This is a genomic window from Myxococcus vastator (assembly GCF_010894475.1).
GTDB classification, from domain to species: Bacteria; Myxococcota; Myxococcia; order Myxococcales; family Myxococcaceae; genus Myxococcus; species Myxococcus vastator.
In genome coordinates, this window is sequence record NZ_JAAIYB010000006.1 from 1 (window position 1) to 24462 (window position 24462).

General features: G+C 68.5%; 18 protein-coding genes and 3 tRNA genes. 11 read left to right on the forward strand and 10 right to left on the reverse strand.

Going from position 1 to position 24462, the window contains the following annotated elements; genetic code table 11:
• The 6 genes from G4D87_RS01225 to G4D87_RS01250 form a co-directional block, all read left to right on the forward strand.
• The coding region (locus G4D87_RS01225; RefSeq protein ID WP_163777470.1) for a winged helix-turn-helix domain-containing protein at window positions 1-232 on the forward strand (232 nt) is incomplete at its 5' end.
• A 132-nt stretch (window positions 233-364) separates the two neighbouring features.
• Window positions 365-658, forward strand: coding sequence for a hypothetical protein (locus G4D87_RS01230; protein ID WP_163777473.1), 294 nt, complete (start codon window positions 365-367; stop codon window positions 656-658).
• A 286-nt stretch (window positions 659-944) separates the two neighbouring features.
• Entirely contained in the window at window positions 945-1331 is a 387-nt protein-coding gene (locus G4D87_RS01235) for a hypothetical protein (RefSeq protein ID WP_240357924.1), read from the forward strand.
• A gap of 24 nt (window positions 1332-1355) precedes the next feature.
• Window positions 1356-2333: a peptidoglycan-binding protein gene (locus G4D87_RS01240; RefSeq protein WP_240357925.1), complete on the forward strand. Its 978-nt coding sequence runs from the start codon at window positions 1356-1358 to the stop codon at window positions 2331-2333.
• Between the two features lie 18 nt (window positions 2334-2351).
• Window positions 2352-7307 (forward strand): OTU domain-containing protein, encoded by a 4956-nt coding sequence (locus G4D87_RS01245; RefSeq protein ID WP_163777476.1) that lies wholly within the window; start codon window positions 2352-2354, stop codon window positions 7305-7307.
• A gap of 242 nt (window positions 7308-7549) precedes the next feature.
• The gene (locus G4D87_RS01250) at window positions 7550-8473 is read left to right on the forward strand and encodes a PilZ domain-containing protein (protein WP_163777479.1); all 924 of its coding nucleotides are present in this window, start codon (window positions 7550-7552) and stop codon (window positions 8471-8473) included.
• 70 nt (window positions 8474-8543) lie between these two features.
• On the opposite strand, the gene G4D87_RS01255 is transcribed toward G4D87_RS01250, so the two are convergent.
• A complete protein-coding gene (locus G4D87_RS01255) occupies window positions 8544-9080 on the reverse strand; it encodes a carboxymuconolactone decarboxylase family protein (RefSeq protein WP_163777481.1) in 537 nt (178 codons plus the stop codon).
• 114 nt (window positions 9081-9194) lie between these two features.
• Here G4D87_RS01255 and G4D87_RS01260 point away from each other — a divergent pair, with 114 nt between their 5' ends.
• Together G4D87_RS01260 and G4D87_RS01265 are read left to right on the forward strand one after the other, a co-directional pair.
• Window positions 9195-9767: a MarR family winged helix-turn-helix transcriptional regulator gene (locus G4D87_RS01260; protein WP_163777483.1), complete on the forward strand. Its 573-nt coding sequence runs from the start codon at window positions 9195-9197 to the stop codon at window positions 9765-9767.
• 76 nt (window positions 9768-9843) lie between these two features.
• The gene (locus G4D87_RS01265) at window positions 9844-10233 is read left to right on the forward strand and encodes an FtsX-like permease family protein (RefSeq protein ID WP_163777486.1); all 390 of its coding nucleotides are present in this window, start codon (window positions 9844-9846) and stop codon (window positions 10231-10233) included.
• Here the strand turns inward: G4D87_RS01265 and G4D87_RS01270 are convergent.
• Together G4D87_RS01270 and G4D87_RS01275 are read right to left on the reverse strand one after the other, a co-directional pair.
• Window positions 10191-10946 (reverse strand): DUF5953 family protein, encoded by a 756-nt coding sequence (locus tag G4D87_RS01270; RefSeq protein WP_163777584.1) that lies wholly within the window; start codon window positions 10944-10946, stop codon window positions 10191-10193. The genes G4D87_RS01265 and G4D87_RS01270 overlap by 43 nt on opposite strands.
• Window positions 10943-11674 (reverse strand): DUF6310 domain-containing protein, encoded by a 732-nt coding sequence (locus G4D87_RS01275; protein ID WP_338044875.1) that lies wholly within the window; start codon window positions 11672-11674, stop codon window positions 10943-10945. The genes G4D87_RS01270 and G4D87_RS01275 overlap by 4 nt, the downstream gene beginning before the upstream one ends.
• Window positions 11675-12053: 379 nt before the next feature.
• Between G4D87_RS01275 and G4D87_RS01280 the strand changes: the two genes are divergently transcribed.
• Window positions 12054-12338 carry a hypothetical protein gene (locus tag G4D87_RS01280; protein WP_163777491.1) on the forward strand — a complete coding sequence of 95 codons (285 nt, stop codon included), beginning with the start codon at window positions 12054-12056 and terminating at the stop codon, window positions 12336-12338.
• Here the strand turns inward: G4D87_RS01280 and G4D87_RS01285 are convergent.
• The 7 genes from G4D87_RS01285 to G4D87_RS01315 form a co-directional block, all read right to left on the reverse strand.
• Window positions 12339-12412, reverse strand: a tRNA-Asp gene (locus tag G4D87_RS01285).
• A gap of 90 nt (window positions 12413-12502) precedes the next feature.
• A tRNA-Asp gene (locus G4D87_RS01290) sits at window positions 12503-12579 on the reverse strand.
• Window positions 12580-12594: 15 nt separating this feature from the next.
• A tRNA-Val gene (locus G4D87_RS01295) sits at window positions 12595-12666 on the reverse strand.
• Between the two features lie 146 nt (window positions 12667-12812).
• Window positions 12813-16121, reverse strand: a complete 3309-nt coding sequence (locus G4D87_RS01300; protein WP_240357926.1) for an IPT/TIG domain-containing protein — start codon at window positions 16119-16121, stop codon at window positions 12813-12815.
• A 5-nt stretch (window positions 16122-16126) separates the two neighbouring features.
• Window positions 16127-16975, reverse strand: a complete 849-nt coding sequence (locus tag G4D87_RS01305; RefSeq protein ID WP_163777498.1) for a sugar ABC transporter permease — start codon at window positions 16973-16975, stop codon at window positions 16127-16129.
• Window positions 16972-19152: an extracellular solute-binding protein gene (locus G4D87_RS01310; protein WP_163777501.1), complete on the reverse strand. Its 2181-nt coding sequence runs from the start codon at window positions 19150-19152 to the stop codon at window positions 16972-16974. The genes G4D87_RS01305 and G4D87_RS01310 overlap by 4 nt, the downstream gene beginning before the upstream one ends.
• Window positions 19149-20237, reverse strand: a complete 1089-nt coding sequence (locus G4D87_RS01315; RefSeq protein ID WP_163777504.1) for an ABC transporter ATP-binding protein — start codon at window positions 20235-20237, stop codon at window positions 19149-19151. The genes G4D87_RS01310 and G4D87_RS01315 overlap by 4 nt, the downstream gene beginning before the upstream one ends.
• 252 nt (window positions 20238-20489) lie before the next feature.
• Here G4D87_RS01315 and G4D87_RS01320 point away from each other — a divergent pair, with 252 nt between their 5' ends.
• Window positions 20490-22916: a glycogen debranching protein gene (locus G4D87_RS01320; RefSeq protein ID WP_240357927.1), complete on the forward strand. Its 2427-nt coding sequence runs from the start codon at window positions 20490-20492 to the stop codon at window positions 22914-22916.
• A gap of 150 nt (window positions 22917-23066) precedes the next feature.
• Window positions 23067-24452, forward strand: coding sequence for a hypothetical protein (locus tag G4D87_RS01325; RefSeq protein WP_240357928.1), 1386 nt, complete (start codon window positions 23067-23069; stop codon window positions 24450-24452).
• Window positions 24453-24462: the final 10 nt, after the last annotated feature.

Genomic DNA, 24462 nt, shown 5'->3' on the forward strand with positions numbered 1-24462 from the left:
GCGCAGGCTGCTGTATGCGCTGGCAAGTCAGCCGGGCCGCGCCGTGTCGAAAGAGGACTGCGTCCGGGCGATGTGGGACGCGGACTACGACCCGCGGCTCCACGACAACGCGCTGCGCGTCCACGTCAGCCACGCGCGGGGTCTGCTGGAGGGCATGGAGGCCCGCATCGTGTTCGAGCCTCCTGGCTACCGGCTGGAGACCGCCGAGGGCTTCGTCTTCGTGACGGTTTAGCGCGATTTAATCCGGCTTAACTCGCCCAGGCGCCGCGTCCTCATGACAATCCCAGTCGTCGCGGTCGAGGGCTGCCTGTGTTTGTCGGCGGCGCGCGATGCGACCAGTCAAACCAGAGCTGGGGGTAATCACATGAAGTCGACGTTGATGAAGCTGTTTGTCGTTGCGGCGGCGGTCGTGACGGTGGGTTGTGGGGGCGGCATGGAGGAGGAGGCGCCGTTGGACATGGCGCCGCAGGTCTCCGACGAGGGTGGGGTGGCGCAGCAGGACCTGCCGGTGTGCGGGTCGGGTCTGTACTGCAGCCTCAGTCCGGTCTCGGGCGCCTCGATGTGTGTCCAGACGCCCACCTCGACACTGGCCATCTACTGCTGCCCGTCCGGTCGGCGCATCTATCACACCTCGGGCGGCGGTCAGTTCTGCGCCTGAGCGTGGTGAGTCGCCGTTGAGGTGAGGAGCGGGGGCACGAATGACGTGTCCCCCGCTCCGGCCCCCCCGGGCGCAGTCGCATGCGGCGCCGTGGGGCTCCGCCGGTTCAGGCGGCGCGCGGTGTCGAACTCCGGTATTCCGCGCGCGAATCCAACGAATTCCAGGAGCCCCTGGTGCTCGCAGCGGAGCACGTCGTGGCACCTTGTTTGATTCGCGTGAAACAGAAATAATCCCGCGGCACTTCATCGGGACGGTTTCAACGTTGTTGCGGATTCGTGAGTCGCAGATGAGTTCGTTGCGCAGCGCCGCGATGGACAGCCGCGTCTCGCAGCTCGTCACGGCGCTCCTCGCGGAGCCCTCCGCGGTGGAGCCCGCGTGGACCCGCGAGCGGCTCGAGCCGGTGGTGCGCAGGGTGGTGGACCGGGGCATCTTCTCGCTCGGCGACGTGCGCGTGTACGTGCAGCTCGCCGAGTCGCTGGGAGATGACTTCGAGTCGCAGCGTCCCCACGCGTGGATGCGTGCGTGGCTGGATGACGCCTCCGTTTCGGACCCTGTCGCGCGTCTGCACCGCGTGGTGCGTGAGCGCCGCCGCCGCGAGGACGTGGCGGCGCAGAACGAGCGGAAGGAGGCAGCCTTCCGCCTCCGCCACGCCACGGTCGGCGAGGGCCGCTGACCGTTCCACTCCCAGAGAGGCCTCATGTCCCCTTCCTCGACTTCACGGCAGGACCCGGCGGTTGCTCCCTGTCCCTTGCGCGCGGGCAAGGGGCAGGTGGAGGTGGTCGTCGTCGATGACCGCGAGGCGCCGCTGTCCGGCGTGGCGGTGGAGCTGGCGCGGGGGACGGCGGACGAGGCGCTGCGCACGCGCACCGACGAGCACGGCGTCGCGCTGTTCGAGGGGCTCGAGGAGGGGCGCTACCGCTTCCGGTTGCTCGACGTGGAGCCCGCGCTGTGGCGGGTGCTCGGCCGGCTCCCCCTGCCTCCGCGCGCCGCGGGCGCCGCGCCTCGCTGGGGCGCCGCCTCGCAGCCCAGGCCGCTGTCCTGGACGTGCGAAGGGACGGAGTCGCTCGCGGTGCTGGCGGCGAGGCTGGGGGTGCGTCCCTCGCGGCTCATCGACGCGAGCACGGGGCAGCCGCTCACCCCAGAGGTGGCCCCCGCGCCGGGGACGCGTGTGGAGGTGCGGCCGTTCTCCCACGAGTGGACGACGGTGGAGACCGGCTTCCGGCAGGTGGTTCACCGCATCGGGCTGCCCCTGTCCCTGGTGGTGGTGCTGCGCGACGGCACGCACCACCCCCGCGCGCACCAGCCCTACCTGTTGAAGGTGTGGCTGGACGACGAGGAGGAGCTGCCCGCGCGCGAGGGCATGACGGACGCGGAGGGCCGCATGGCGCAGGTGCTGCCCGCGCGCGCGGCGCGTGGAGAGGTGACGGTGTCTCCCGGCCGCGACGACGAGCGCAAGGTGACGCTGCGCTTCGCGGCGCTGCGCGCGACGAGCGCTCCGGAGGGCTTGCAGGAGCGGCTGGAGAACCTGGGGTTCTCCTGTGGTGGCGAGCGTGGCCAGGTCGGCCCGAAGACGCGCCTGGCCGTGGAGTGGTTCCAGTACGCGCTCGGGCTGCCTCCGAGCGGAGAGGCCGACGAGGCGACCTGCGCCGCGCTGGGCCTGTTGCACCGCTCGTAGCATTGGAGGTCTTTTTCCATGCAGTGCCCCAACTGCGCGCCCGGCACCATGCGCGACCTGTCCGTGACGCCACCTCGCTGCCTGGAGTGCGGCGCCGTGCTCGTTCCGGCGCCTCCCAGCGCGCAGTCCTCCTTCGACTCGATGGAGACCGATGTCGAGGAGGAGGACTTCGAGTTCGAGGAGTACGAGACGTATGAGGACCTGCTGGCCTCCCAGGAAGAGGTCGAGCGGCTGGAGAGCGGCGACTACGACGACGTCCTGGACGACTTCCTGGACGACGAGGAGCCGTACCGGCTCTCCAGCGACGAGATGCGAGAGGAGACGCTCCGGGCCTCGCTGGTCACCGACGACCTGACGCCCCCGGAGTCGCCACCGTCCAACGCGATGAGCGACGACGTCGCCGAGGAGCGCTGTGTCCCGCTGGGCGTGGAGACCACTGTCTCCGACAAGCCGGTGGTGCCGCCGAGCTTCCCGGTGCGGATGCTCCTGTGGAACATCGCCGACCTGGGCGGAGGCCCGAGCGGAACGCTCCCGGTGCGCAAGCAGTGGACCATTGACGCCCTGGCCCACGTCATCCGCACGGCGAACGCCGACATCGTCACCATCCTGGAGCTGAAGAAGAAGGGGGGCAGCCGGCTGGTGGAGCCCAAGCCGCCCGCCCAGATGAAGCAACACACCGGCCGCGGGGGCAGCGGGACGAAGCTGCCGGTGTTGATGCGACTGGCGGCCGCCTTCGTTGAGCCCAGGGGCTACCAGGTCAAGACGGCCTCGGGCGCAGAGGTCGGCCAGGTCGCGGCGCGGGAGGCGGCGCTCCTCAATGACCTGGCGAAGCACTTCTCGGAGCGCGTGCGGCGGACCCTCTGGCCACGAGACGAGCAGGGCGAGGACGACGAGGCGCGGGACCCCGTCCCTATCGATTGGAGCGAGACCTCGCAGGAGCTGGACGCCGACAAGCTGGGCATCATCGAGGGCAGGCTCGATGCGGCCTGGGGGGCATGTGAGCCAGACCTGGTGAAGCGCTTCGGCAGGCCCGCGGCGAAGAAGGCGAAGGACGAGGCCGACGAAGAAGACGAGGAGCCGCCCGAGGCGCTCGTCGCGACATCGATTGACGTGTTGGGCAAGAAGCAGGCGAAGCTGGATGCCTACTGCCTGCTCTGCGTGCGGCTGCTCGTGGAGGAGGGCTACTACGATTGGCTCCAGCCCTACGCGAGCCGCTACACGTCGAAGGAGAAGGACGCGAAGAAGGGCGGGCCGGAGGCGACGGAGAAGCGGAAGCGGGACGAGCTGGCGCAGCTCGGGGTCACGCTGCTGCGCGAGCACTGCGGCATCCTGTTCCATCGCTACCTGGCCGTCGTCGCGGGCATGGAAGCCGACGAGGTCCCGGCCACCAAGCAGCTTGTCCTCGAGAACAGCCTGCACCGCTCCAACGACGCGCATCTGCAGCGCGTCTACGAGAAGAAGCTCGCGGAATATCAAGAGCGCAAGAGTGAGGTGGAGGACGCGCCGGAGGCCCACGCGGGCCTGAGCGAGTTCATCCGCATCCGAAATGCGCTGAACGAGCAGTGCAAGGCGCGCGGTGAGGAGGTCTATGCGTCGTGGCCCGCGGAGGTGCCCGACCAGCCCGTCAAGGGGCTCTACACCCAGGATGAGGCGTACGGCGTCCTGTGGCGCAAGTCCAGGTTGGACGTGGATGAAGCGGCCATCTCGTACCTCAGCGCCTACGTGGCGAAGCGCTCGCAGGGGGGCGAATCCCCGTCGATGGATGTCGACACCGTCAAGAGCCTCTACAGCAAGCGGGAGCCCATCCGGATTCCGGTGCGGCTGGCGCAGGTGCAGAGCGCGCCCGAGGTGAGCGTGGTGGCGTGGCATCCCCCCGCGCCGGGAGACCGCAACAAGAACGCGCGCGGCACGGACTTCCGCGCCTTCCTCCAGTACTGCAAGGACGAGCGCCAGGAGAAGGTGCTCGGCGTGGTGCTCTCGGACCTGAACATCGACACCGCCCGGCCCAAGGCCGAACTCGCGAAGGATGGCACGCCGTACATCGACACCTGCGTGGAGCGCTTGTCGTTCCACCAGTTCTTCCAGACGCTGCTGGGGCCCGAGGCGGACGCGAGCCACCTGTACGCCATGGCGCCGCAGCTCTCGACCATCGCCAAGAGCAAGTTCGGGAGCTGGGCCGTGGACAGCGAGAAGGCGTTTGGAGACGGCTCGCTCAAGACGCTCCGGAGCTTCGTCAACAGCAAGGTGAAGCCGGAGCTGTTCGCCCCCTTCAAGACGTCAACGGGCCGCGAGCTGCGGCCCGCGCTCTCCTCCGCGGAGGACGTGCTGGCCCACATCGAGTCGTTCATCACCCCGCCGCAGCAGCGCTACGGGGCGAGCGGCTACGACAAGATTCTCGTGTACTCGCGGCGGACGGATGGCTGGCTGCTGGAGCAGTCGTCGGTCTACGTCATCCCGTTCCCCATGGTGCTCGCGGACGAGCAGGAGAAGGGGCTCTTCTTCATCCACGGCAACCTGCTGCCCAAGCACCTCCAGCCGTTCTGGCGGCTCATCCAGTTGGAGGACGCGAAGCTGCCCGAGGAGAAGCGGATCTTCGACAACCTGCGCGCCCCGGGCGTGAAGCTCACGGGCTCGGAGGACGCGCGCTGGGAAGCGGTCATGGTCGCCGCGAAGAAGCTGAGCGACCACATGCCGCTCGTCTCCGACCTGCGGCTCGTCTACAGCGGCGAGGAGGCGCTGGTCGTGGAGGAGGTGGAGGTCGCCACCGAGACGGTGTCCACCGAGCTGGGTGCGCTGGAGGCGCTGTGTGCCGCCTATCAGAAATCCCACGCCGCGGATGACGAGGCCACGGAGGCGCTGAGCGCGATTCTGGACGCCGCGGAGAGGGTCCCCGCTTCGGACCATGCCCGCTCCAACGCGCTGGTGGCGGAGGCCATGCAGTGGCGGGAGACGTTCGCCGCGCTGCGGAGCGCGGGCTTCGACCCGGAGGAGTACTGGGACAGGCGGCCCGCGCTGAAGTCGGAGAAGGGGAAGGACAAGGGGGGCGGCAACGGCATCTCGCTGGACACCCACCTGGCCTCCATCCACCAGGGGCGGGTTCCCAACTCGGGCGGAGGGGACTGTCTGTTCCGCGCGCTGTCCCAGTTGTTCTTCGGCACGGAGGAGCACCACCGCGAGGTGCGCCAGGCGGTGGTCAATCACCTGGAAGACCTGCTCGCCGGGCAGTCGCTGGACGGTGGAGGGATGGTGGGGCCGGCGGCAGCGGCGACGTTCCGGCAGGACATGGGGTTGCTGCTCGACTGGCACCGCGTGGCCTGGCCCCACGAGCCCGCATACCGCCGCGTCGCGGGCGTGGACCCCTGGCGGCAGTACCTGCGGGCCATGAGCCGGGACCGGGCTTGGGGCGACCACGTGGCGCTGGCGGCGGCGTCCCACCTGTTCCAGGTGCGCTTCGAGATGTTCGCTCGGACGGGGGCGACTTCGTACTGGACGGACCTGGTGGACTTCGTGCCGCGCACCGAGGGACACGCGGCGCGGCCCCTGCTTCGACTGGCGAACCTGGGCAACGCGCACTACGAGGCGGTGGGGCCCACGGATGCGCCGCTCCCCCCGGCCTCGGCCTTCCCTGCCGTGCTGGAAGCGCTCAGCGCGCGCCGCCGCCGCGACGAGGTGCAGGCGCCTCCATCCGGCTCGAAGAAGGTCGAGTCCCCCCAGTCAGCGACCGCGCCCACGAAGCCCGCCACGTCGGATCCATCCACCGTGGGGCCCGTGTGCAAGTGGACGCACACGCACTACTTCAAGTCCGACACGCCCGCCCACCACCCGCACGCGCTCTTCCTCTTCGGAGAGAACGACGCCTCGAAGAAGAAGAAGCACTCCCAGAGCAACACGCAGGCCGTCATCCGGATGAATCCGAACGCGCTGGGGATTCGCACCTGCTGGATCGCGGGCGTGGGCATGCGGGACACGGACCTCGCGAAGAACCAGGTGGCGATTGATCAGGACTGTGACGAGGCCGTCCAGCTCCTGCAGAGCGGCAAGTACACCACCCTGGTGGTGCCGTGGAACCACGCGCTGGACAGCGTGGACATCGGGACGGGGATTGCCGCGCTGCCCGCGAGCGCGCCCAAGACGTGGGCGCACCTGACGAAGCGCATCGACGCGCTCATCACCTGGGCAAGCAAGCACCTGGGCACGGTGCTGGTCGTCCCGCAGGTGAACGCGCTCGTGCCCACCGTGGTGCGGCAGCAGGCGTCGGACCTCCACATTCAGGAGGTCTCGGACGTGATGAGCCAATCCGCGACCATGGGAGATGACTCCAGCACGAGCGTGCTGGGGCAGCCGAACGTCGTGTCCTTGAGGACGCTGCTCTTCTCCGGAGCGACCTCCCCTGAGACAGGGCTGCTGTCGGACAAGGACTACGAGAAGAACAAGGCGATGCTCGACGAGGACCTGGCCGTGCTCACCCAGAAGGTGGAGAGCGGCCAGTACCGCAGGCTCGTGCTCGAACGAGACGAGGAGGGGGATATCGTCCTGGGCACGGCCCTGGGGAAGCTCGACCAGCACGCGCCCCGGACGCTGGACTATCTGCGCGAGCGCCTGGAGGCGTTGTGCAGGCGCTGTGCGGAGGTCCACGTCGAGGACGAGAACTCGATGCAGGGCATCGAGGCGTCGCAGTCCCTGGACTTCCTGTCCGTTGACGATGGCCGTACTTCTTCCGAAGGAGTCAAGCGCAAGAAGCCCAGCTTCGCCTACGAGGACGAGGAGGACGACGACGCCACCCAGGAGATGGACCCATCGGAACGGATTGCGCCGTCGAATCACAAGAAGCGCAAGTTCATGGGGTCGCCTGCGAGCGCCGAGGAGGATGAAGAGGTGCACCTCTTCGATGACGACGTGCCGCCACCGCCTCCCGTCGTGGAGGAGGGGGATGAGGCCAGCCCCAAGAAGCAGAAGAGGGGGCCGACCGAGTAGGGCCTCGGTATGGGGCCGTCATCTTCGTTGCTGAAACCCACGCCAGGCCTGAGCGCCGCTTCCACGACGGCTTCATCACCGCGCGACCCAGGTGCGGGTGGCCTTTTCATCGGGGGCGGTGTTCACCAGGCGATTGAAGTGCACATCATTGAACCTGAGGACGGAGTCCCCGTGGCCGACCGCCTGCTCCCCCAGGTCCACTGGCAGCCGCCACGCCCAACGCCGCCCTGGAAGACGCCCTCATGGCAAACCCAAGAGCACGCGCCCTCGATGAGTACACCGCCCTTTTGGGGCAGCAGCAGTCGCAGGCCCTGAGTGCCGAGCAGCAACAGCGCCTCGAACTGCTCCGAGACGTCCTCCTGGAGCTGGGGGCGCTCCCGCCTGAAGGGAGCGCCCTTCCCGTCCGGCCGGTGAGGGCGGACGCGGTGCTCGAGCTGTCGTTCGCCACCCAGGACGACATGGTGCGTGCCTTCAGCAAGAACATTGGAGCCGGGGGGCTGGCCATCCGCACCCCGCGCGCGCTGCCGGTGGGCAGCAGGCTGGAGCTGCGAATCACGCTGCCAGATGCTCCCGAGCTCCTCATCGCCCATGGCCAGGTCGCCTGGTCGCGGGAGGAGGGGATGGGCGTGGCCTTCACCCAGCTCCCGGCCGAGGGTGAGCGCAGGCTGAAGGAGCTGCTGGTGAAGGACGCCTCGCTGCTCAAGCGCGTGCGCAACGTCCTGCGCACGGACGTCCGGGAGTTGCTGACGTCGGACGTCCGCGAGCTCGGAAACGCCCCGACCGCCGCTCCCAAGGCAGCGGAGGCGGTGGAGGTGGATACGCGGCCACTCGTCCTGGTGCGCCTCTCCGACGCGCGGCTGATGACGCTGGTCTCGGAGCTGTTCGCGCAGAAGGGCATTCGCGTGGTGACGGAGAGCGACACGCCCGTGCCGCTCGTCGTCGTCGACGCGAGCTCGGCCCTGGATGTCCTCACGTCCGCGGCCCGCATCGGCACGCGCAGCGTCATGGTGAACGTGAGCGGGCCGGACTCGTTGGTGGGCCGGCTCTCCCACCTGAATCCCGCGGCGTACGTGAGGCACCCTGCCAATGCGGCCGCCGTGTTCCACGCCGTGGAGCGGCTGCTCGCGGCTTCGCCAGGACAGTCGGCCCGGGGTTCGCGCAAGTAGGAGAACTTGGGGTGACTGCCTGGCGCACGCCTCGGGGCGCCGCGACCCTGCCAGCGCCCCGATACGCGGCTCAGGCGACGCGGGGGAAGTCCACCTCGGTGCCGGCCACCACGTTGAGGTAATTGGTGAGCACGTTCTGCGCGACGGCGGCCACCACCTCCACCAGCTCCGCGTCGCTCAGCCCCTCCCTGCGCGCCTGCGCGAGCTGCGGGCCCACGTCCGCCGCCCGCGTACGGGCGATGGCGACGGCGAGGTCCAGGATGGCCTGCTCGCGCGGGTCCGCCGAGCGGCCCGAGCGAAAGCCACTCAGCTCCTCCTGCTTCACGCCGTGCCCCTTCGCCAACGCCGTGTGCGCGGAGAGGCAGTAGGTGCAGCGGTTCAGCTCCGCCACCGCGATGGCGATGGCCTCCTGCGTGCGCGGCGACAGCGTCGCGCCGCCCATGGCGTTGAAGTAGCCCGCCACGGCGTCGAGCGCCGCGGGGGAGTGGGCGAAGGTGGAGAACATCTTCGGCACAGTCCCGAACTTCGCCTTCAGCGTGGCGAGCGTGGGCTCGGAGGCGGCGGGCGTATTCGTGGAGCCAACAGGGGCAATGAGGGGCGTCGTCATGGGGTGCTCCCAGGGACAGCGGGTTGTGTGGCAGGTCGATTTGTTTCGACTCGATACCAAATGCGCCCGCCGTCTCCGCTTGTCAAGTAGGTGTCGACACGATACCTTATGTTCATGGCTGGAGACCGCCTCTACGTGCTGCTGGAGCGACTCGGGAACCTGCTCCGTACGGAGGAGCGGGCCGCGGGGCTGCCCCACGGGCTGCAGCCGGTGCACCTGCAAGCGCTGCGCTACTTGCAGGCGTGCAATCGCTACAGCAACACGCCCGCCGCGCTGACGGAGTACCTGGGGCTCACCAAGGGCACCGTGTCCCAGACGCTCCTGTTGCTGGAGGAGAAGGGGCTGTTGCGGAAGGAGGCCGATACGGAGGACCGGCGCGTCATCCACCTGCTGTTGACGGAGGAGGGCCGCGCGGTGCTGAAAGAGGCCTTGCCCCCCGAGCTCTTCAAGCGGGCCCTCACGCGGTTGCCGGGTGATGGCGCGGCACTCGAAGAGGCCCTCTCCGAGCTGTTGAGCTCCCTGCAGGCCGCGAATGACCAGCGCAGCTTCGGCGTCTGCGGCACCTGCAAGCATTTCCAGCGAGAGGGCTCGGGGCGCTTCCGCTGCGGCCTGACGCGGGAGCCGCTGTCACGCGAGGACAGCGAGCTGCTGTGCAGGGAGCATGCGGCCCTCCCGGCGGGCCACTGACGCCCGGATCGAGCCGCTCGCCGGGTTTGATTCGATTCCGACGTTGATGGTTACCAAGAAGCGCAGATTTCTGGCCATGGACGGCGAGGAGTTCGGAAACCGCGCGGCTGGCGCAGCGCAGGGCCGGCACGTCTCCACTGCCTTTTCTGATGTGCCGTCCGATTCGCTCAGGATCCTGGTGGAGTCCCTCACGCCCGGGGTGCGGCGCGGGGAGCTGGGCATCCGCCTGGCGTTGGGCGCGAGGGCGGCGCAGGTGGCTGGCATGGTGGTGCTCCAGTCGCAGTGCTTCACCGTGCTGGGCTTGTTGGGCGCCTTGTCGATGGGGCAGGTGCTGAGCGCGTTGCTCTTCGAGATGAGCCCGACGGACCCGCTCGTGCTGACGGGCGTCTGCGGATTGCTCATGACCCTGGCGGTGGTGGCCAGCTATGCGCCCGCGCGCCCGCCGATCTCCGGGAAGCGCTCGTAGGCCCGCTTCAGCGCGTCCAGGTGCGCGGGGTTGTCCAGGTCGAGCGGCGCATCCGTGAGTTGCACGACCCACCCGCCCGATGCCGTGCGCCGCGCTCGTGAAAGCAGGTCCGCGTCCCGGGCTGGGTCCGGGAACCCGATGGCCTGTGCGGCAGCGGCAGACCAATAGTTCAGCCACGCGAGGAAGCAGGGAATCTCAGGCGCGGGGAGCTTCTCAGGCAGGTTGAGCATGGGAAGCCCACGAGGTGAATACTCGGGTCCATGAGGCGATCGGCGTAACTGCTGCGCGACTTCCGAGCCGTAACCATACCTTGACGCGTGCCCCCAGAACGAGCGCGCCCCCTCCGCCACGGCTTCAAGCACAGCCGCCGCTGCCGCGATCACAGGCTCGTCCAGCGGCGTTTCCGCGTGGACTTCAAACTGGGGCTGCTCGCCTGGGCTGAAGAGTCCTGAACGTTCCCTTCCAAAAACCGTCACGGGGTAACTCTCGTCCCCGTTGCACACAATAGGGAATTCCCCGTCCTCAATACTTTCTACGAGCCATGCGTCGCGCTGTGGCAATGGAATGGGACGCCCGCTGTCTGAGAGCCGCCACCCAAGCCGCAAGCCGGGGAGCGCCTTTTCCATCCCATGGATGACGTCGACCGTGCGTCCGTCTTTGCCTACGAGTGCGGGCGCGTAGACGATGAGGGTGAGCGCTTTACGCCTGGTCATCGTTTGCACCCCGTGACGACGACATTGAGTGAGAAATCCGCTTCGAGCAGCGCTTCTTTGTGAGCCTGAGTGCTCACCCCGATGACGAAGTCATATCCACACGCCATGGCTATGTCTTGCTCCTTCTTGATTTGCTTGAGCTCCTTTGGGATCTCCATCCTCTGGATGAAGGAGTTGTATTTATCAAATTGATGGGTCTTGATCTCCCACAGCACGCGCACGCCGACTTGCAGCGCATCGAAGCGTATTCCTCCCACGCTCACGTCCATGCCGGGAAAACGGTTGGGCGGAAACGTGTCGGCGCAGTCGTTATGCGGACCATCTTTGGATGCGCGCGGCACCGGGACGGGCCTGCACTCCGGGCGGCGATTTCGCTCCAATGGCTCGGTAGGCACCGGAGGGAACCCGTCTTGCCCTGATGGCTCGGGCTTGGGCTTTCGATTCGCGGAGGGCTCCTGCGGCGCGGGCTTCGTTTGGGGCGCGGGCTCGACTTCCTCCTGGCTGCTCCCTCTCAGCTCATACGCATCCAGTGCTTCCTTGATAACGACTCCCACCACCACGACGCCCACGACGATCACCGCGCCCATGACGATTTCGGGAGCAGCCAAGACACAGAGGCCGATTCCCAGGGCCATTGTGCCCGTCGAGGCGACCGCGCATCTTCCCGTCCGGTCGTTGAACCGGACCCGGTCATGGTCGAGGGCTGCAAAGCACCGCTCGGCCAGCACGGGCCAAGGTTGGGAAGCCTCGCGGACGACGCACTGTCCCCCGTCTGTCCACGGCAGCGTCGCCGCGCGTTGGAGGTTGGCGATCCTTGTGTTCCGGGACACGCGTGCTCTTGGGCTCGGTGCCAACGTAGCGCACGCCGAGAGAAAGAGTAGAAGTGCGGCGCAGGCGCGGAGTCGCATGTCACGTCCTTTGAATCAAGTACGGGCGCTGTGGGGCAAGGCAGGTCCGTTCGGAGTATGCCGGCACGCGCCGACGGCGAGATTGCTCAGCGCAGGAGATCACCAGCGGCGCGGAGTTCGGCAGCAGTGGCGCGCGCCAGCAAGCGGCGCGGCAGCGGGCGCGGGGCCTCTCTTTTGGCAGCGCACGACGCTACCGGTCATGTGCGTTCGTGTTCGACTCGCGCGACTCGACCTGACGGGAGCGGACCTTCCACGTTGTGCCGTTAAGGTCATCCAGGCGCCGATGGACCACGCCAACATCGCAATGACGATTCGGTCCGCCCACCTCGCGTTGGATGCCCGGGAGCGCGCGGTGCAGCAGTTTGACCGGCCTGCGCCCCGCCAGCGCACACCGCGCCGGCCAGAGACACAGGGAGCGCACACCGCGGGCACGCAGGAAAAGAAAAAGCCCAGCAACCCCGAAGGATTGCTGGGCTTCATCTAGCGAGGAGTACGGGACTTGAACCCGTGGCCTCCGGCGTGACAGGCCGGCGTTCTAACCAACTGAACTAACTCCCCAGACGGTTACCGCGAGCGGCAGGGTCAAAAACCGAGCCTCTCACTAAAAGGCGAAGGGCCCGGAACCTTGCGATTCCGGGCCCTTCTTATTGGCGAGGAGTACGGGACTTGAACCCGTGGCCTCCGGCGTGACAGGCCGGCGTTCTAACCAACTGAACTAACTCCCCACATCGGTACGACAGTGGGCGGAACAGGGATTGAACCTGTGACCATCGCCTTGTAAGGGCGCCGCTCTACCGCTGAGCTATCCGCCCGTCAGGCGTCCGCCGCGCTTCGGTGAGGCGGGCTTTTATCGGCCTCATCCGACACTGTCAAGCATACGCTTTAGCAGCCCCGATCATTCCGGGAGGCCGCCCGGGCCCTGGTGGGCATCCGGGCGGCCAGCCTGAACGCCGCCTGGCTACGGGATGACCGTGCCGATGTCCCCACCGCTGAAGCCGTTGGTGCTGCCACCCCGGTCGTTCCGGTCGCCGTAGCAGAACGGCCCGCCGTTGAGCGAGTAGCGGTACGTGTAGGACGTCCCGGCCGGCACGCCCGTGGGCAGGCTCACGGCGTACTGGTCATTGTCGCCCTCGTCGCTGAGGTACGTCGCCGCCACCCACGTCCAGCCGGAGACGCCCGGGTCGCTGCTCGCGGGGCCATGGCCGAGCTCCGCGACGACGCCCGCGCCCTGGCCTCCTCCGGGCGTGACGCCTTCCGCCCACAACTGGCCGTAGACGATACGCGGGTCTCCTTCGGCGCCCGCCGCGATTTCAAAGGGCCACTGGAGGTTGCAGTAGCCAATCCCCGCGTGGTTGCCCACCGTGAGGGCGTGCTGCTGGCCCAGCGTGTAGCCGCCCACGTCGCTGCCGTCCTTGTCGCAGTACGTCCACGCGGTGCCATCCGTGGAGTAGCGCAGGCTGACGGCGCGGTCGCCGGTGTAGGCCGGCGTCACGGTGGTGGAGAACTCATCCGTGTCCGCCTCGCCATCCGCCTCGCCGGTGTACTCCGCGGCCTTCCAGGTGAATGAGGCTGCATGGGTGGACGCGTTGGCGTCCGCGGCGCCCACGCCCACCTGGACCTGGATGCCAGCGCCCGCACCAGTCCCCGCGGTGACGCCCGGGATGTGCACCCGGCCCACCACGGTGACGGTGTCGCCGCTGCCCACCGTCGTGCCGCTCACGCTCTGGAGGCGGCAGTAGGCATCCGTGGGCTCGGGGTCCTCGCTCACCGCCAGGCTGCCCGTCAGCGCCGCGTCAAAGCCGTCCGGGCCGGTGCTGTTGCCGTCCGAGTCGCAGTAGAGGAACTCCCCACCGTTCACCTGGAAGCGGTAGGCGAACCGGTAGCCGCCCACCACGCCCGGGTTGGGCAGCGTGGCCTGGTACCGGTCGTTGTCGAAGAAGTCCTCCGCGAACTGGCCCGTCGTGCTCCAGTCCCACGCACCGGACGTGGTCGGGTCCTCACCGGCGGGGCCCCAGCCGAGCTGGCCCACGATGTCCGCGCCCTCGCCCGTGGTGGTGTCGGTGATGCCCGCCACGTTCACGTCTGCGACGATGACGTGGCTGGCCGCCTCACCGGCGGTGTACGCCAGCGACTGCGGCGTGTTGTTCCCGTCCAGCCCCAGCTTGCAGTAGTTGACGACGTTGATGGCCTGCGCCTCCGTCACCGTGAGCGTGCCCGTCAGCGCGGCGTCGAAGCCGTCCGGGCCTCCGCTGTTGCCGTTCGCGTCGCACAGCAGGAACTCGCCGTCGTTCACTTGGAAGCGATAGGCGAACCGGTAGCTGCCCACCGTGCCCGGGTTGGGCAGCGTGGCCTCGTACACGTCATTGCTGCCGAGGTCCGACGCGTATTCGCCGCTCGTGGTCCAACTCCACTGTGAGGACGTGGTGGGGTCCTCACCGGCGGGCCCCCAGCCCAGCTGACCGACGATGCCTTCGCCCTCGCCCGCGGAATTCGTCACGCCCTGCACGAACACCTGCGCCTCCACGCGGCGGCTGGGCGTGGTGGCCGTCGTGTACGTCACCGTCTCCGGGGTGTCGTTCCCATCCGGCCCCAGCTTGCAGTAGCCGATGACGCGCGGGATGACGGGCTGGCCCGTCACGTTGAGCGTGCCGAGTTGGTCCAGCTCGAAGTCCTGGCCGCCGTCGTCCACGCCGTTGCCGTCGCACACGCGGATGGGGCCGCCGTCGTGGCTGAAGCGCACCGCGTAGCGGTACTCGCCGTTGATGGCCGGGTTGGGCAGCGTGCCCTTCCACTGGTCGTTGACCTCGAAGTTGTCCTGGTCGAACGTCAACTGGGCCGACCAGTTCCACAGCGGTGAGGTGCGCGGGTCCTCACCCACGGGGCCCCAGCCGAGCTGGCCCGACAGGCCCGGTCCCGCGCCTTCGCGGTCCGTGACGCCCGGCAGGTTGACCTGGGCATGCACCGTCTTCAGGCCCGAGGTCTGCGTCGTCGTGTAGTTGATGACCTCCGGTGGCGTCTGGTCGAGGCCAATCTTGCACCACGTCACCGGCGGCTTCGGCGCCTCGTCGCCCACGGTGAGCGTGCCCAGCTTGGACAGGCTGAAGGTCAGCTCGCCCTCGGTGCTGTCATTGACGCCGTCCACGTCGCAGAAGCGCCACGCGTTCTCACTGATGCTGAAGCGGTAGGCGACGCGCCAGGTGCCCTCGGTGCCCGGGTTGGGCAGGTCGGCTTCCCACTCGTCGTTGTTGCCGTGGTCCGTCTTGTACGTGGCGTTCACCCACGTCCAGCCGCCGTCGGTGCGCGGATCCGAGTCCGCCGGGCCGTAGCCGAGCTGCGCCACCAGGCCCGAGCCCGCGCCGCTGCCCTGGGTGACGCCCGCCGCGTACACCTGGCCGGCCACCTTGATGAGCGTGGCGTCGCCCGGCCGGTAGAACACGTTGAGCGGCCCGCGGTTGTTGTCCGGGCCCAGCTTGCAGTAGTCCACGCGCGGCCGGGAGATGAACACCCGGCGCAGCATGTCCTCCGACACGCCGTTGGCGCTGCCATCGCCGTCCGCCATCACCCACGTGGCGCCGTTGTCGATGGAGAAGCGCATGGTGATGACCCACTCGCGGCTCTCACCGCCAATGGCCGGCTGGAGCAGCACGGTGCCCTGGTAGATGTCCGCCTCGCGGCTGTCCGAGTCCGCCTCGTAGGTGGCCTCTTCCCAGGTGTAGCCCTCCGGGTCGAGCAGCTCCGCGTCCGCGGGGGCGAAGCCCACCTGCGCGCGGATGCCGCCGCCCTGGCCCGTGCCGCGGGTGATGCCGGCCACGGTGACGGCGCCGCGCACGGTGGTGCCCACCGGCTGGCCGCTGCTGACCGCGTCCACGTTGCCGTTGAGCACCTCGGCCTGGTCGATGTTCGCCGACGGCGCGCCTTCGTAGGTGAAGCCGCCCACCAGGGTGCCGTGGGCGCTGTCGGGGTTCACCACGCGCACGTCCACCACGCCGGAGGTGGCCGTGGGGGTGTAGCCGTAGATGCGGTTGGTGTTGACCACCACCACCCGCAGGGCCTCCTGCTGGCCGAAGTACAGCTTCGCGCCTTCCTTGAAGCCGGAGCCGTAGACGTTGATGAGGGTGTTTCCCGCGACGGGGCCGCCCGAGGGCTGGACCTCCCGCACGATGGGCGCGTTGTCGCTGGGAGGAGGGCCTCCGTCTGAGTCATCGCCACAGGCGACGACCAGCAGAGGCAGGACGAGGAAGAGGGCACGGAGGCAGCGAGACGACATCGACATCACCCCTTGACGCCGCCAGCGGTCAACCCGCCGACGAGGTGTTTCTGGAGAGCGAAGAACAAAGCCATGACCGGCGCGGAGACGATGAGCGCGCCCGCGGCGAACTTGCCCCACTCCACCTTGTGCTCGCCGACGAAGCGCTGGAGCGCGACGGGCAGGGTGAAGCGGGACGGGTCATTGAGCAGCGTGGCGGCGAGGATGAACTCGTTCCACGCCGTCATGAAGGAGAAGAGCGCCGTCACGGCCAGCGCGGGCCGGGCCAGCGGGAGCACCACGCGCACGAACACCTGGAAGGTGGAGGCGCCGTCCATCACCGCCGCCTCTTCCAGCTCGCGCGGCAGCGTGTCGAAGTAGCCCTTGAGGTTCCAGATGCAGAAGGGCAGGGCGGTGGTGGCGTAGACGAGGACGAGCCCCGTGAGGCTGTCCAGCAGGTGCAGCTTCTGGAGGATGCTGTAGATGGGCACCATCATCAGCGTCGCCGGGAACATCTGCGTCACCAGCAGCGCCTGCATCCCGCCTTCCTTGCCGGGGAAGCGGAAGCGCGACAGCGCGTAGGCCGCGGACACCGCCAGCGTCAGGCCCACCAGCGTGGTGGCGCCGGCCACGACGATGCTCGCCAGGAGCTGCCGGCCGAACACCCACCGCCCCGCCGCGTCCGTGCCGGAGAGCACCTGCCGGAAGTGCTCCAGCGTGACGGTGTCGGGGAAGGGGTTGGCGGTGAGCGCCAGCCCATCCGTGGGCGACAGCGCCATCTTCACCACCCAGAGCACCGGGTAGAGCGTGGCCATGCACAACAGCGTCAGCCCGGCGTGGATGGCGGCCATCTTCAAGCGCGAGGGGCGGTTCATCCCATCACCTCCGAGGACGACCGCATCAGGCGCTTGGTGAAGGCGGACCAGGCCAGCAACACCACGAAGATGAGGACCGAGTACGCCGCCGCGAAGCCGTACTGCTCGTTGCGCTGGAAGGCCCAACGGTAGGCTTCGGACACCAGGATGTCGGTGCCGCCGCCCGGCTCACCGCCGGACACCAGGTAGATGATGTTGAACATGTTGAAGGTCCACACGCTGCCCAGGATGACGGCCGGCAGCATGGCGGGCCTCAGCAGCGGCAGGGTGATGCGGCGGAACTGCGTCCACTTGCTCGCGCCGTCCACCTCCGCGGCCTCGTAGAGCTCCTGGGGGATGGACTGGAGCGCGCCCAGCGCCACCACCATCATGAAGGGGAAGCCCAGCCAGGTGTTGGTGGCCACGTTGGCCGCGAAGGCGGTGGAGAAGCGGGTGAACCAGCTCACCGGCTCCAACTCCAGGGCCACCAGCAGGCCGTTGATGGCGCCGAACTGCCGGTGGAACATGCCCTTCCACATGAGCGCGGTGATGTAGTTGGGCACCGCCCAGGGGATGATGAGCAGCACCCGGTAGACCCCCCGCAGCTTCAGCAGCGGATCCTTCAACAGCAGCGCCAGGAACAGGCCGATGCTGACGTGGAGCACCACGTTGACCACCGCCCACAGCAGCGTCACGGCCAGCGTGAAGTAGAAGGACAGGGGCTCGGTGAGGCTGTAGCCGCGGCTGGCCAGGATGTCCACGAAGTTGGCCAGGCCCACGAAGGAGTACGCCCCTGCCTCGTGGTGGAACAGCGACAGGCTGAGGCCCACCGCGAAGGGGACGAACACCAGCACCGCCACGCCGGCCGCCGCGGGGGTGATGTACGCCACCGCCTGCGCCACGTCCGGATACCGCCGCTTGAAGGGCAGCGTCGCCGCGGGGCGCCGCAGCACATAGACGGAGCCGCCCAGCGCCATGGCGCCCACCAATCCCAGCCAGGGCAGCGGGCTGGCCTCGGGCGGACGCTCGCGGTGCAGCGCGCGGTAGCGCCGGTCCGCCAGCGCGCCCGCGTCCTGGGGCTCGGTGCCGCCCTGGAGCACCGCGCGCAGCGCCAGCTTCATGGGCTCCCACACACGCGCCATCTCCAGCGTGTTGGGCATGGGCGTCGCGTGGCGGGCCGCCTCACGGAAGGAGGAGATGAGCGTGTCCTCCCGCACCTCGCGCAAGCGGTACGCGGCCACGTCCGCCGGAATCTGCCGGCCCACCGTGGCGCGCACGCGTGAGGCCTCGCCCAGCGAGATGAAGCGCGCCAGCGCCTGGGCCTGCTCCCCGCGCGCGGAGCGCGAGGACACGTAGGCCGTCTCCACGCCCAGGAAGGGGCGGATGGGGATGTTCGTGGCGCTCACCACCGGCAGCCCCACCACGCGGTAGTCCACGTCCGGGCCAATCTCCCCGGCGAACCAGGGCCCGCTGATGACCATGGCGGCGCGGCCGTCGTTGAAGAGGCTCTTCACCAGCGCGCCCGATGCCTCCTGGGGAATGAAGCGCCGGTCCTGCAGGTCCTTCACGAAGGCCAGCGAGCGGGCCATGCCCTGCGTGTCGAAGCTCGCGCGGCCGGAGGCGTCGAACAGCTCGCCGCCGAAGCCGAAGACGAAGCCCGCGTGGAAGTAGAAGTCACCACTCTCGTACGCCATGCCGAAGCGGCCCTCGCCCGCGTCCGACAGCGCGGGCAGCATCGCCAGCAGCGCGTCCGTCGTCTCCGGCGGCTGGAGCACGAGCTTCGTGTTGACGTACAGCGCCAGCGACTTGAGCGACATGGGATAGCCGTACACCTGGCCATCCACCTCCAGCGCCTCGATGGCATTGGGGAAATAGTCGTCGCGCGCCAGGCCGCTGGCGGGAGCCACCAGGTGCTGCGCGTGGAAGTTGCGCAGCCGCTCGTGGTTGAAGATGAAGACGTCCGGGCCCACGCCATGCGGAATGGCGTTGGTCAGCTTGGCCGCGTAGGCGTCGTAGGGCAGGGCGAGCAGCTCCACCTGGACGCCCGTCTTCGCGGTGAAGAGCTCCGTGGCCTGGACGAGCGCCGTCTCCTCGCCGCCGCGGTACGCGTGCCACAGCTTCAGCGGCTTCGCCGGCTCGGGCGCCGCGTGCGCGCTCAGCGCCGTGGCGAGCAGCGCCAGCCCGAACCACCGGCTCACGACGCGACCTCCAACGGGGCGCGCTGCTCCGGATGGCGCAGCGCCACCGCGCCGTCCTGGGAGAAGACGTGCAGGGCGTCCGCCACGGGGGCCAGGTGCACCTGGTCACCCACCGCGACGTTGACGCCCTTGTCGAAGCGCGCGGCCACCAGTCCGGCCTCCGTGGTGACGAAGGCGTACCCGTCGAAGCCCAGGCGCTCCACCGCGTCCACGGTGCCGGTGAGCGGCCCCTGGGCCCCCACGCGCAGGTCCTGGGGCCGCAGGCCCAGCAGCACCGTGGCGTGCGCGGTGGGCACGTCCGCGGGACAGGGCAGGGTGAAGCCCTTGCCGGTCAACAGCGCCCCCTCGCGCCGCGCCTCCAGGAAGTTCATGGCGGGCGAGCCGAGGAACCCCGCGACGAATCGGTTGGCGGGGCGGTTGTAGAGCTCCAGCGGCGGTCCCACCTGCTGGAGGAGCCCGCCATTGAAGACGGCCACGCGGGTGGCCAGCGTCATGGCCTCCACCTGGTCGTGGGTGACGTAGATCATCGTCGCGCCCAGCCGGCGGTGCAGCCGCGCCAACTCGCCGCGCATCTGGACGCGGAGCGCGGTGTCCAGGTTGGAGAGGGGCTCGTCGAAGAGGAAGACCTTGGGCCTGCGGACGATGGCGCGCCCCATGGCCACGCGCTGGCGCTGGCCGCCGGACAGGGCCTTGGGCTTGCGCTCCAAGAGGTGACTCAGCTCCAGCATCCCGGCCACCTCCTGCACGCGCGCGTCAATCTCCGCCGCGGGGAACTTCCGGAGCGTCAGGCCGAAGGCCAGGTTCTCCCGCACCGTCATGTGCGGGTAGAGCGCGTAGGACTGGAACACCATCGCCACGTCGCGATCACGCGGCGGCACGTCGTTCACCCGGGCGCCGCCAATGCGCACCTCGCCCGCGTCCACCTGCTCCAGGCCCGCGATGAGCCGAAGCAGGGTCGTCTTCCCGCACCCGGAGGGGCCGACCATCACCAGGAATTCGCCTTCGCCCACCTGAAGGTCCACGCCCTTCACGATGAGGTTCTGGCCAAACGACTTCTTGATCCCGCTCAGGGTGACTTCGGACAAGTCGTGCTCGGAAATTGATGGGGAGACGGTCGCGCACCTTACCCGGACGCTCGTCTCTTCCTCAAACCTCCTTGGTTGAACGCACTGCGTCATCCAGGGGTGTGCACCACTGAACGGAGGGCCGCTCCCGAGGTGAAGCCGGGGCCCTGCCTTGTCAGCCACGGAAGGCGCTTGTTATGGAAGCGGAGCTTTATTGCCGGGCCGAGTCATGTCCGGACCTCGAGGTCAGCCTCCCTGATGCGCACTCCCAGAATGTTCCGTCTCGTGGGCGCGGCGCTGTCCACCGCCCTGTTCGCCGCTGGCTGTAGCGAGAGCGACTACGTCCGGCTGTACCACGGTGAGGCTCGGGCCCCGAGCTACTCGGTGGACGACATCGAGTCCCTTCGCCAGATTGGCCCCACGTACGTGGACAAGGGCGTGAACTTCGCCCTGTATTCGGAGAACGCCACCCGGCTGGAGCTGCTGCTCTTCGAGGATCCGGAGAGCAACCGCCCGGCGCGCACCTACGAGATGACGCGCTACGGGGACGTGTGGAGCGTCTACGTGGAAGGCGTGGGCCCGGGGCAGCACTACGGCTTCCGCGCGTGGGGCCCCAACTGGGAGTACGACCCGCGGTGGTTCCCCGGGTCCATCCACGGCTTCAAGGCGGACGCGGACGTCTACGGCAACCGCTTCAATCCGAACAAGCTCCTGACGGACCCGTACTCCAAGGCCCTGCACCGCGACCACGACTGGGGCAAGGGCAGCACGGCCAGTGGCCCTGCCCGCACGGAGGTGACGTACGCGGCCTCCGCCAAGAGCGTGCTCGTCAAGGACGGCGACTACGCGTGGGGCGAGGTGGAGCAGCAGTGGCGCGCCAACCGCCAGGACGAGCACTGGCAGGGGCACGGCTGGCAGGACCTCATCGTCTACGAGGTCCACGCCAAGGGCTTCACGGCGGACCCCGCCAGCGGCGTGCGCTTCCCCGGCACCTACCGCGGCTTCGGTGAGAAGGCGGCCTACCTGGCCGAGCTGGGCATCACCGCGGTGGAGCTGCTGCCCATCCACGAGAAGCCGCTGGACGGTGGCTACTGGGGCTACCAGACCATCAACTTCTTCGCGCCCGAGGTGTCCTACGCGGCCTTCAAGGAGCCGCACCAGGTCATCAACGAGTTCAAGTGGATGGTGGAGCAGCTCCACAAGCACGGCATCGAGGTGCTGGTCGACGTCGTCTACAACCACACCGGCGAAGGCGGCCTGTGGCGCGAGAAGCTGGAGACGGATGACGTCATGCCCGGCGAGCCGCTGGAGTCCCTGGACCCCGCGGAGACGGCCGGCCTCTATTCGTTCCGCGGCATCGACAACCAGGCGTACTACGCGCTCAACCCGGACCGCCGCACGTACTGGAACAACACGGGCGTCGGCAACCAGACGCGGCCCAACCACCGGCCCACGCGCAAGCTCATCATCGACAGCCTGCGCTTCTACGTGGAAGAGCTCCACGTGGACGGCTTCCGCTTCGACCTGGCGCCCATCCTGGGCGAGCGCGACGGCGACTACAACCGCTGGGACGACCCGCGCAACACCGTGCTCCAGGACGTCATCGACGACCCGGTGCTCCAGAAGTACAACACCCGCATCATCGCCGAGCCTTGGAGCGCGGGCGGCTGGTACTGCATGCCGCTGGGCGAGTTCCCCAACGCCAGGACGCAGCCGGGCAACGGCTGGTACGAGTGGAACGGCCGCTTCCGTGACTGGTGGCGCGCGTTCATCAACCAGGACGGCTGGAAGCTCAACTCCAACGAGGGCTCGCTGTGCGGCCGGCCCGGCACGGTGGACGGCGGCTTCCTGATGTACGGCAGCCAGGAGTGGTTCGAGCGCAACGGCCGCCGCCCGTATCACTCCATGAACTTCATCACCGTGCACGACGGCTTCACGATGTACGACCTGTTCGCGTACGACGAGAAGCAGAACCGCTGCGGTCCGCTGAACCCGGTGTGCTGTGACAACCCGAACAGCCCCTTCTGCGACAAGGTCAGCGGCGAGGAGCACAACCGCTCCCGCAACTGGGGGCCCATTGGCGACGAGCGCGCGGAGAGCATGCGCCGGCAGATGATTCGCAATGCCTTCATGTCGATGATGATCAGCCACGGCACGCCGATGATTCTCGGCGGCGACGAGTGGATGCGCACGCAGCTGGGCAACAACAACGCCTACTCCACGCTGTCCGACAACGCCTTCAACTGGTACCAGTGGGGCGCGTACCTGGCGCGCGACGAACGCCACCGCATGTTCGAGTTCGTGAAGGCAGCCATCCGCCTGCGCAAGGAGCACGCCTACGCCTTCGCGCCGAAGGACTACGGCACGGGCGCGCCGCTGGCCTGGAAGAGCGCCCAGAACACCGAGGCGGCGTGGGACAGCAAGCAATTGATGATTCACTACCACGACGCGTCCTACGGGCCGGAGCTGCTGGTGCTCATCAACATGGAGCCCCGCGCGGTGGAGTTCACGCTGCCCGAAGGCCGCAAGTGGACGCGGCTCATCGACACGCAGGCGTACTTCGACAGCCCGGCCTATCTCACGACCGCGGGGCTGGCCAGCCGGTCCACGGGCAACGCGTGGCTGGATGTCCCGTCGCCCGTGAACGGCCCGACGTATGGGATGCCGGAAAGAACCATCGTCGTCCTGCGCGCGGAGTAGGGCAGGCAGCCGAGGTTGCGCTATAAGCAGGGCCCGCCCATGCGAGTCCTGCCTGCGCGCCTCGGCGCCCTCCTGTTGACGTTCCTCCCACTCGTTGCCCTGGCCGATGCTCCTCGGGATCGCTTCGGGGCCGCGGGTTACTTCCGCATCATGACCCGCCCGGACTTCTCGGGCGGCTCCGGTCAGTTGGGCTATTACTGGCTCTACGGCCGGCTCCTCAACGAGAGCCCTTACGGCGAGCTCAACCTCCGGCTGGATGCGCTCCAGGCCACGCCGGGGTCCGATGAGGTGTGGGCCGAGGTCCACTCCCGCATCTCCGGCACTTCGTTCCGTTCAGCGGACCCCGGCAACGGCTCGCTGGTGAACTTCAGCGCCGACTACCTCTTCGTCCGCGCCGGCAACATTCTGCTGGACCGGGTGACGTGGCAGTTGGGCACGCTCGAGGACCGCTGGAACGACCTGCACATCTACGACCAGCGTCCCGGCACGGTGCTCTGGGACACGGTGGGCCTGTCCGGCACGTACCAGGGCGACCGCTACGACGTCCTCCTGGCGGTCGGTGACAGCGGCTACACGCTGCGGCCCCGGAACTACAACACGGTGCTGACGGGCGCCGCGTCGTTCCGCTACCGGCTGATTCCCGGGCACCTGGAGGTGGGTATCCGCGGCCAGGTGGGCTACGAGCCCGCGGTGAGCGGCAACCGGAACGCGCTCTACGCGTCGCCCAATACCAACTACGAGAACTTCGCGCGGCGCGAGGTGGTGCGGCGCTACTTCGAGGCAAACCCGGGCGTGGAGGACCTGGTCCCGGACCTCCAGGCGCGCAGCGCGCTGTCCTACCGGGCCATGGGCTACCTGGGCTTCGGCAATGTGGGGCCGCTGGTGTGGAGCAACATGTACCTGACGTTCGAGAAGCGCCACCCACAGCCCTTCTACACGGAGAACTTCCGGGGCCGGGACTGGACCGTGTATGTCACGGACCAGACCGACGAGCGCTACGACGCCAACCTCGGCAACGAGGCCTACCTGCGTATCATCCCCGACAAGCTGGAGGCGCTCTGGGGCGTGTGGGCCGGCTACTCGTTCAACAAGGACAACGAGATTGTCGCGGGCGAGGACAACCGCGTCATCGCCTCCACGGTGCTTCGCCTCCAGTACTTCCTCACCGACAGGGTCCACCTCCTGGTGGAGAGCAGCCTCGCGCGCGAGAAGAGCCTGAACGGCAACCTCTACCGCAACCACGTGGACTCGGTGTTCACCAGCACCGGCGGCATGGCGGACGCGCGCGGCCTGGAGTTCGGTGACAGCGACACGCGCGACACCTGGCAGTTCAAGGCCGGCGTGGTGCTCAACCCCACGGGCCGCAGCATCTACGCCCGCCCCAGCCTGCGGCTGCTGTACGGGCTCCAGCGCTCCACCCAGCACGCGGCGTTCGGCAACTCCTTCGTGGACAGCCTGGACCAGTACAACGTTTACGTCGGCCCCGAGCGTCACTGGCACTCGGTGGTCGCGATCGAGGCCGAAGGATGGTTCTGACAAGGCGATG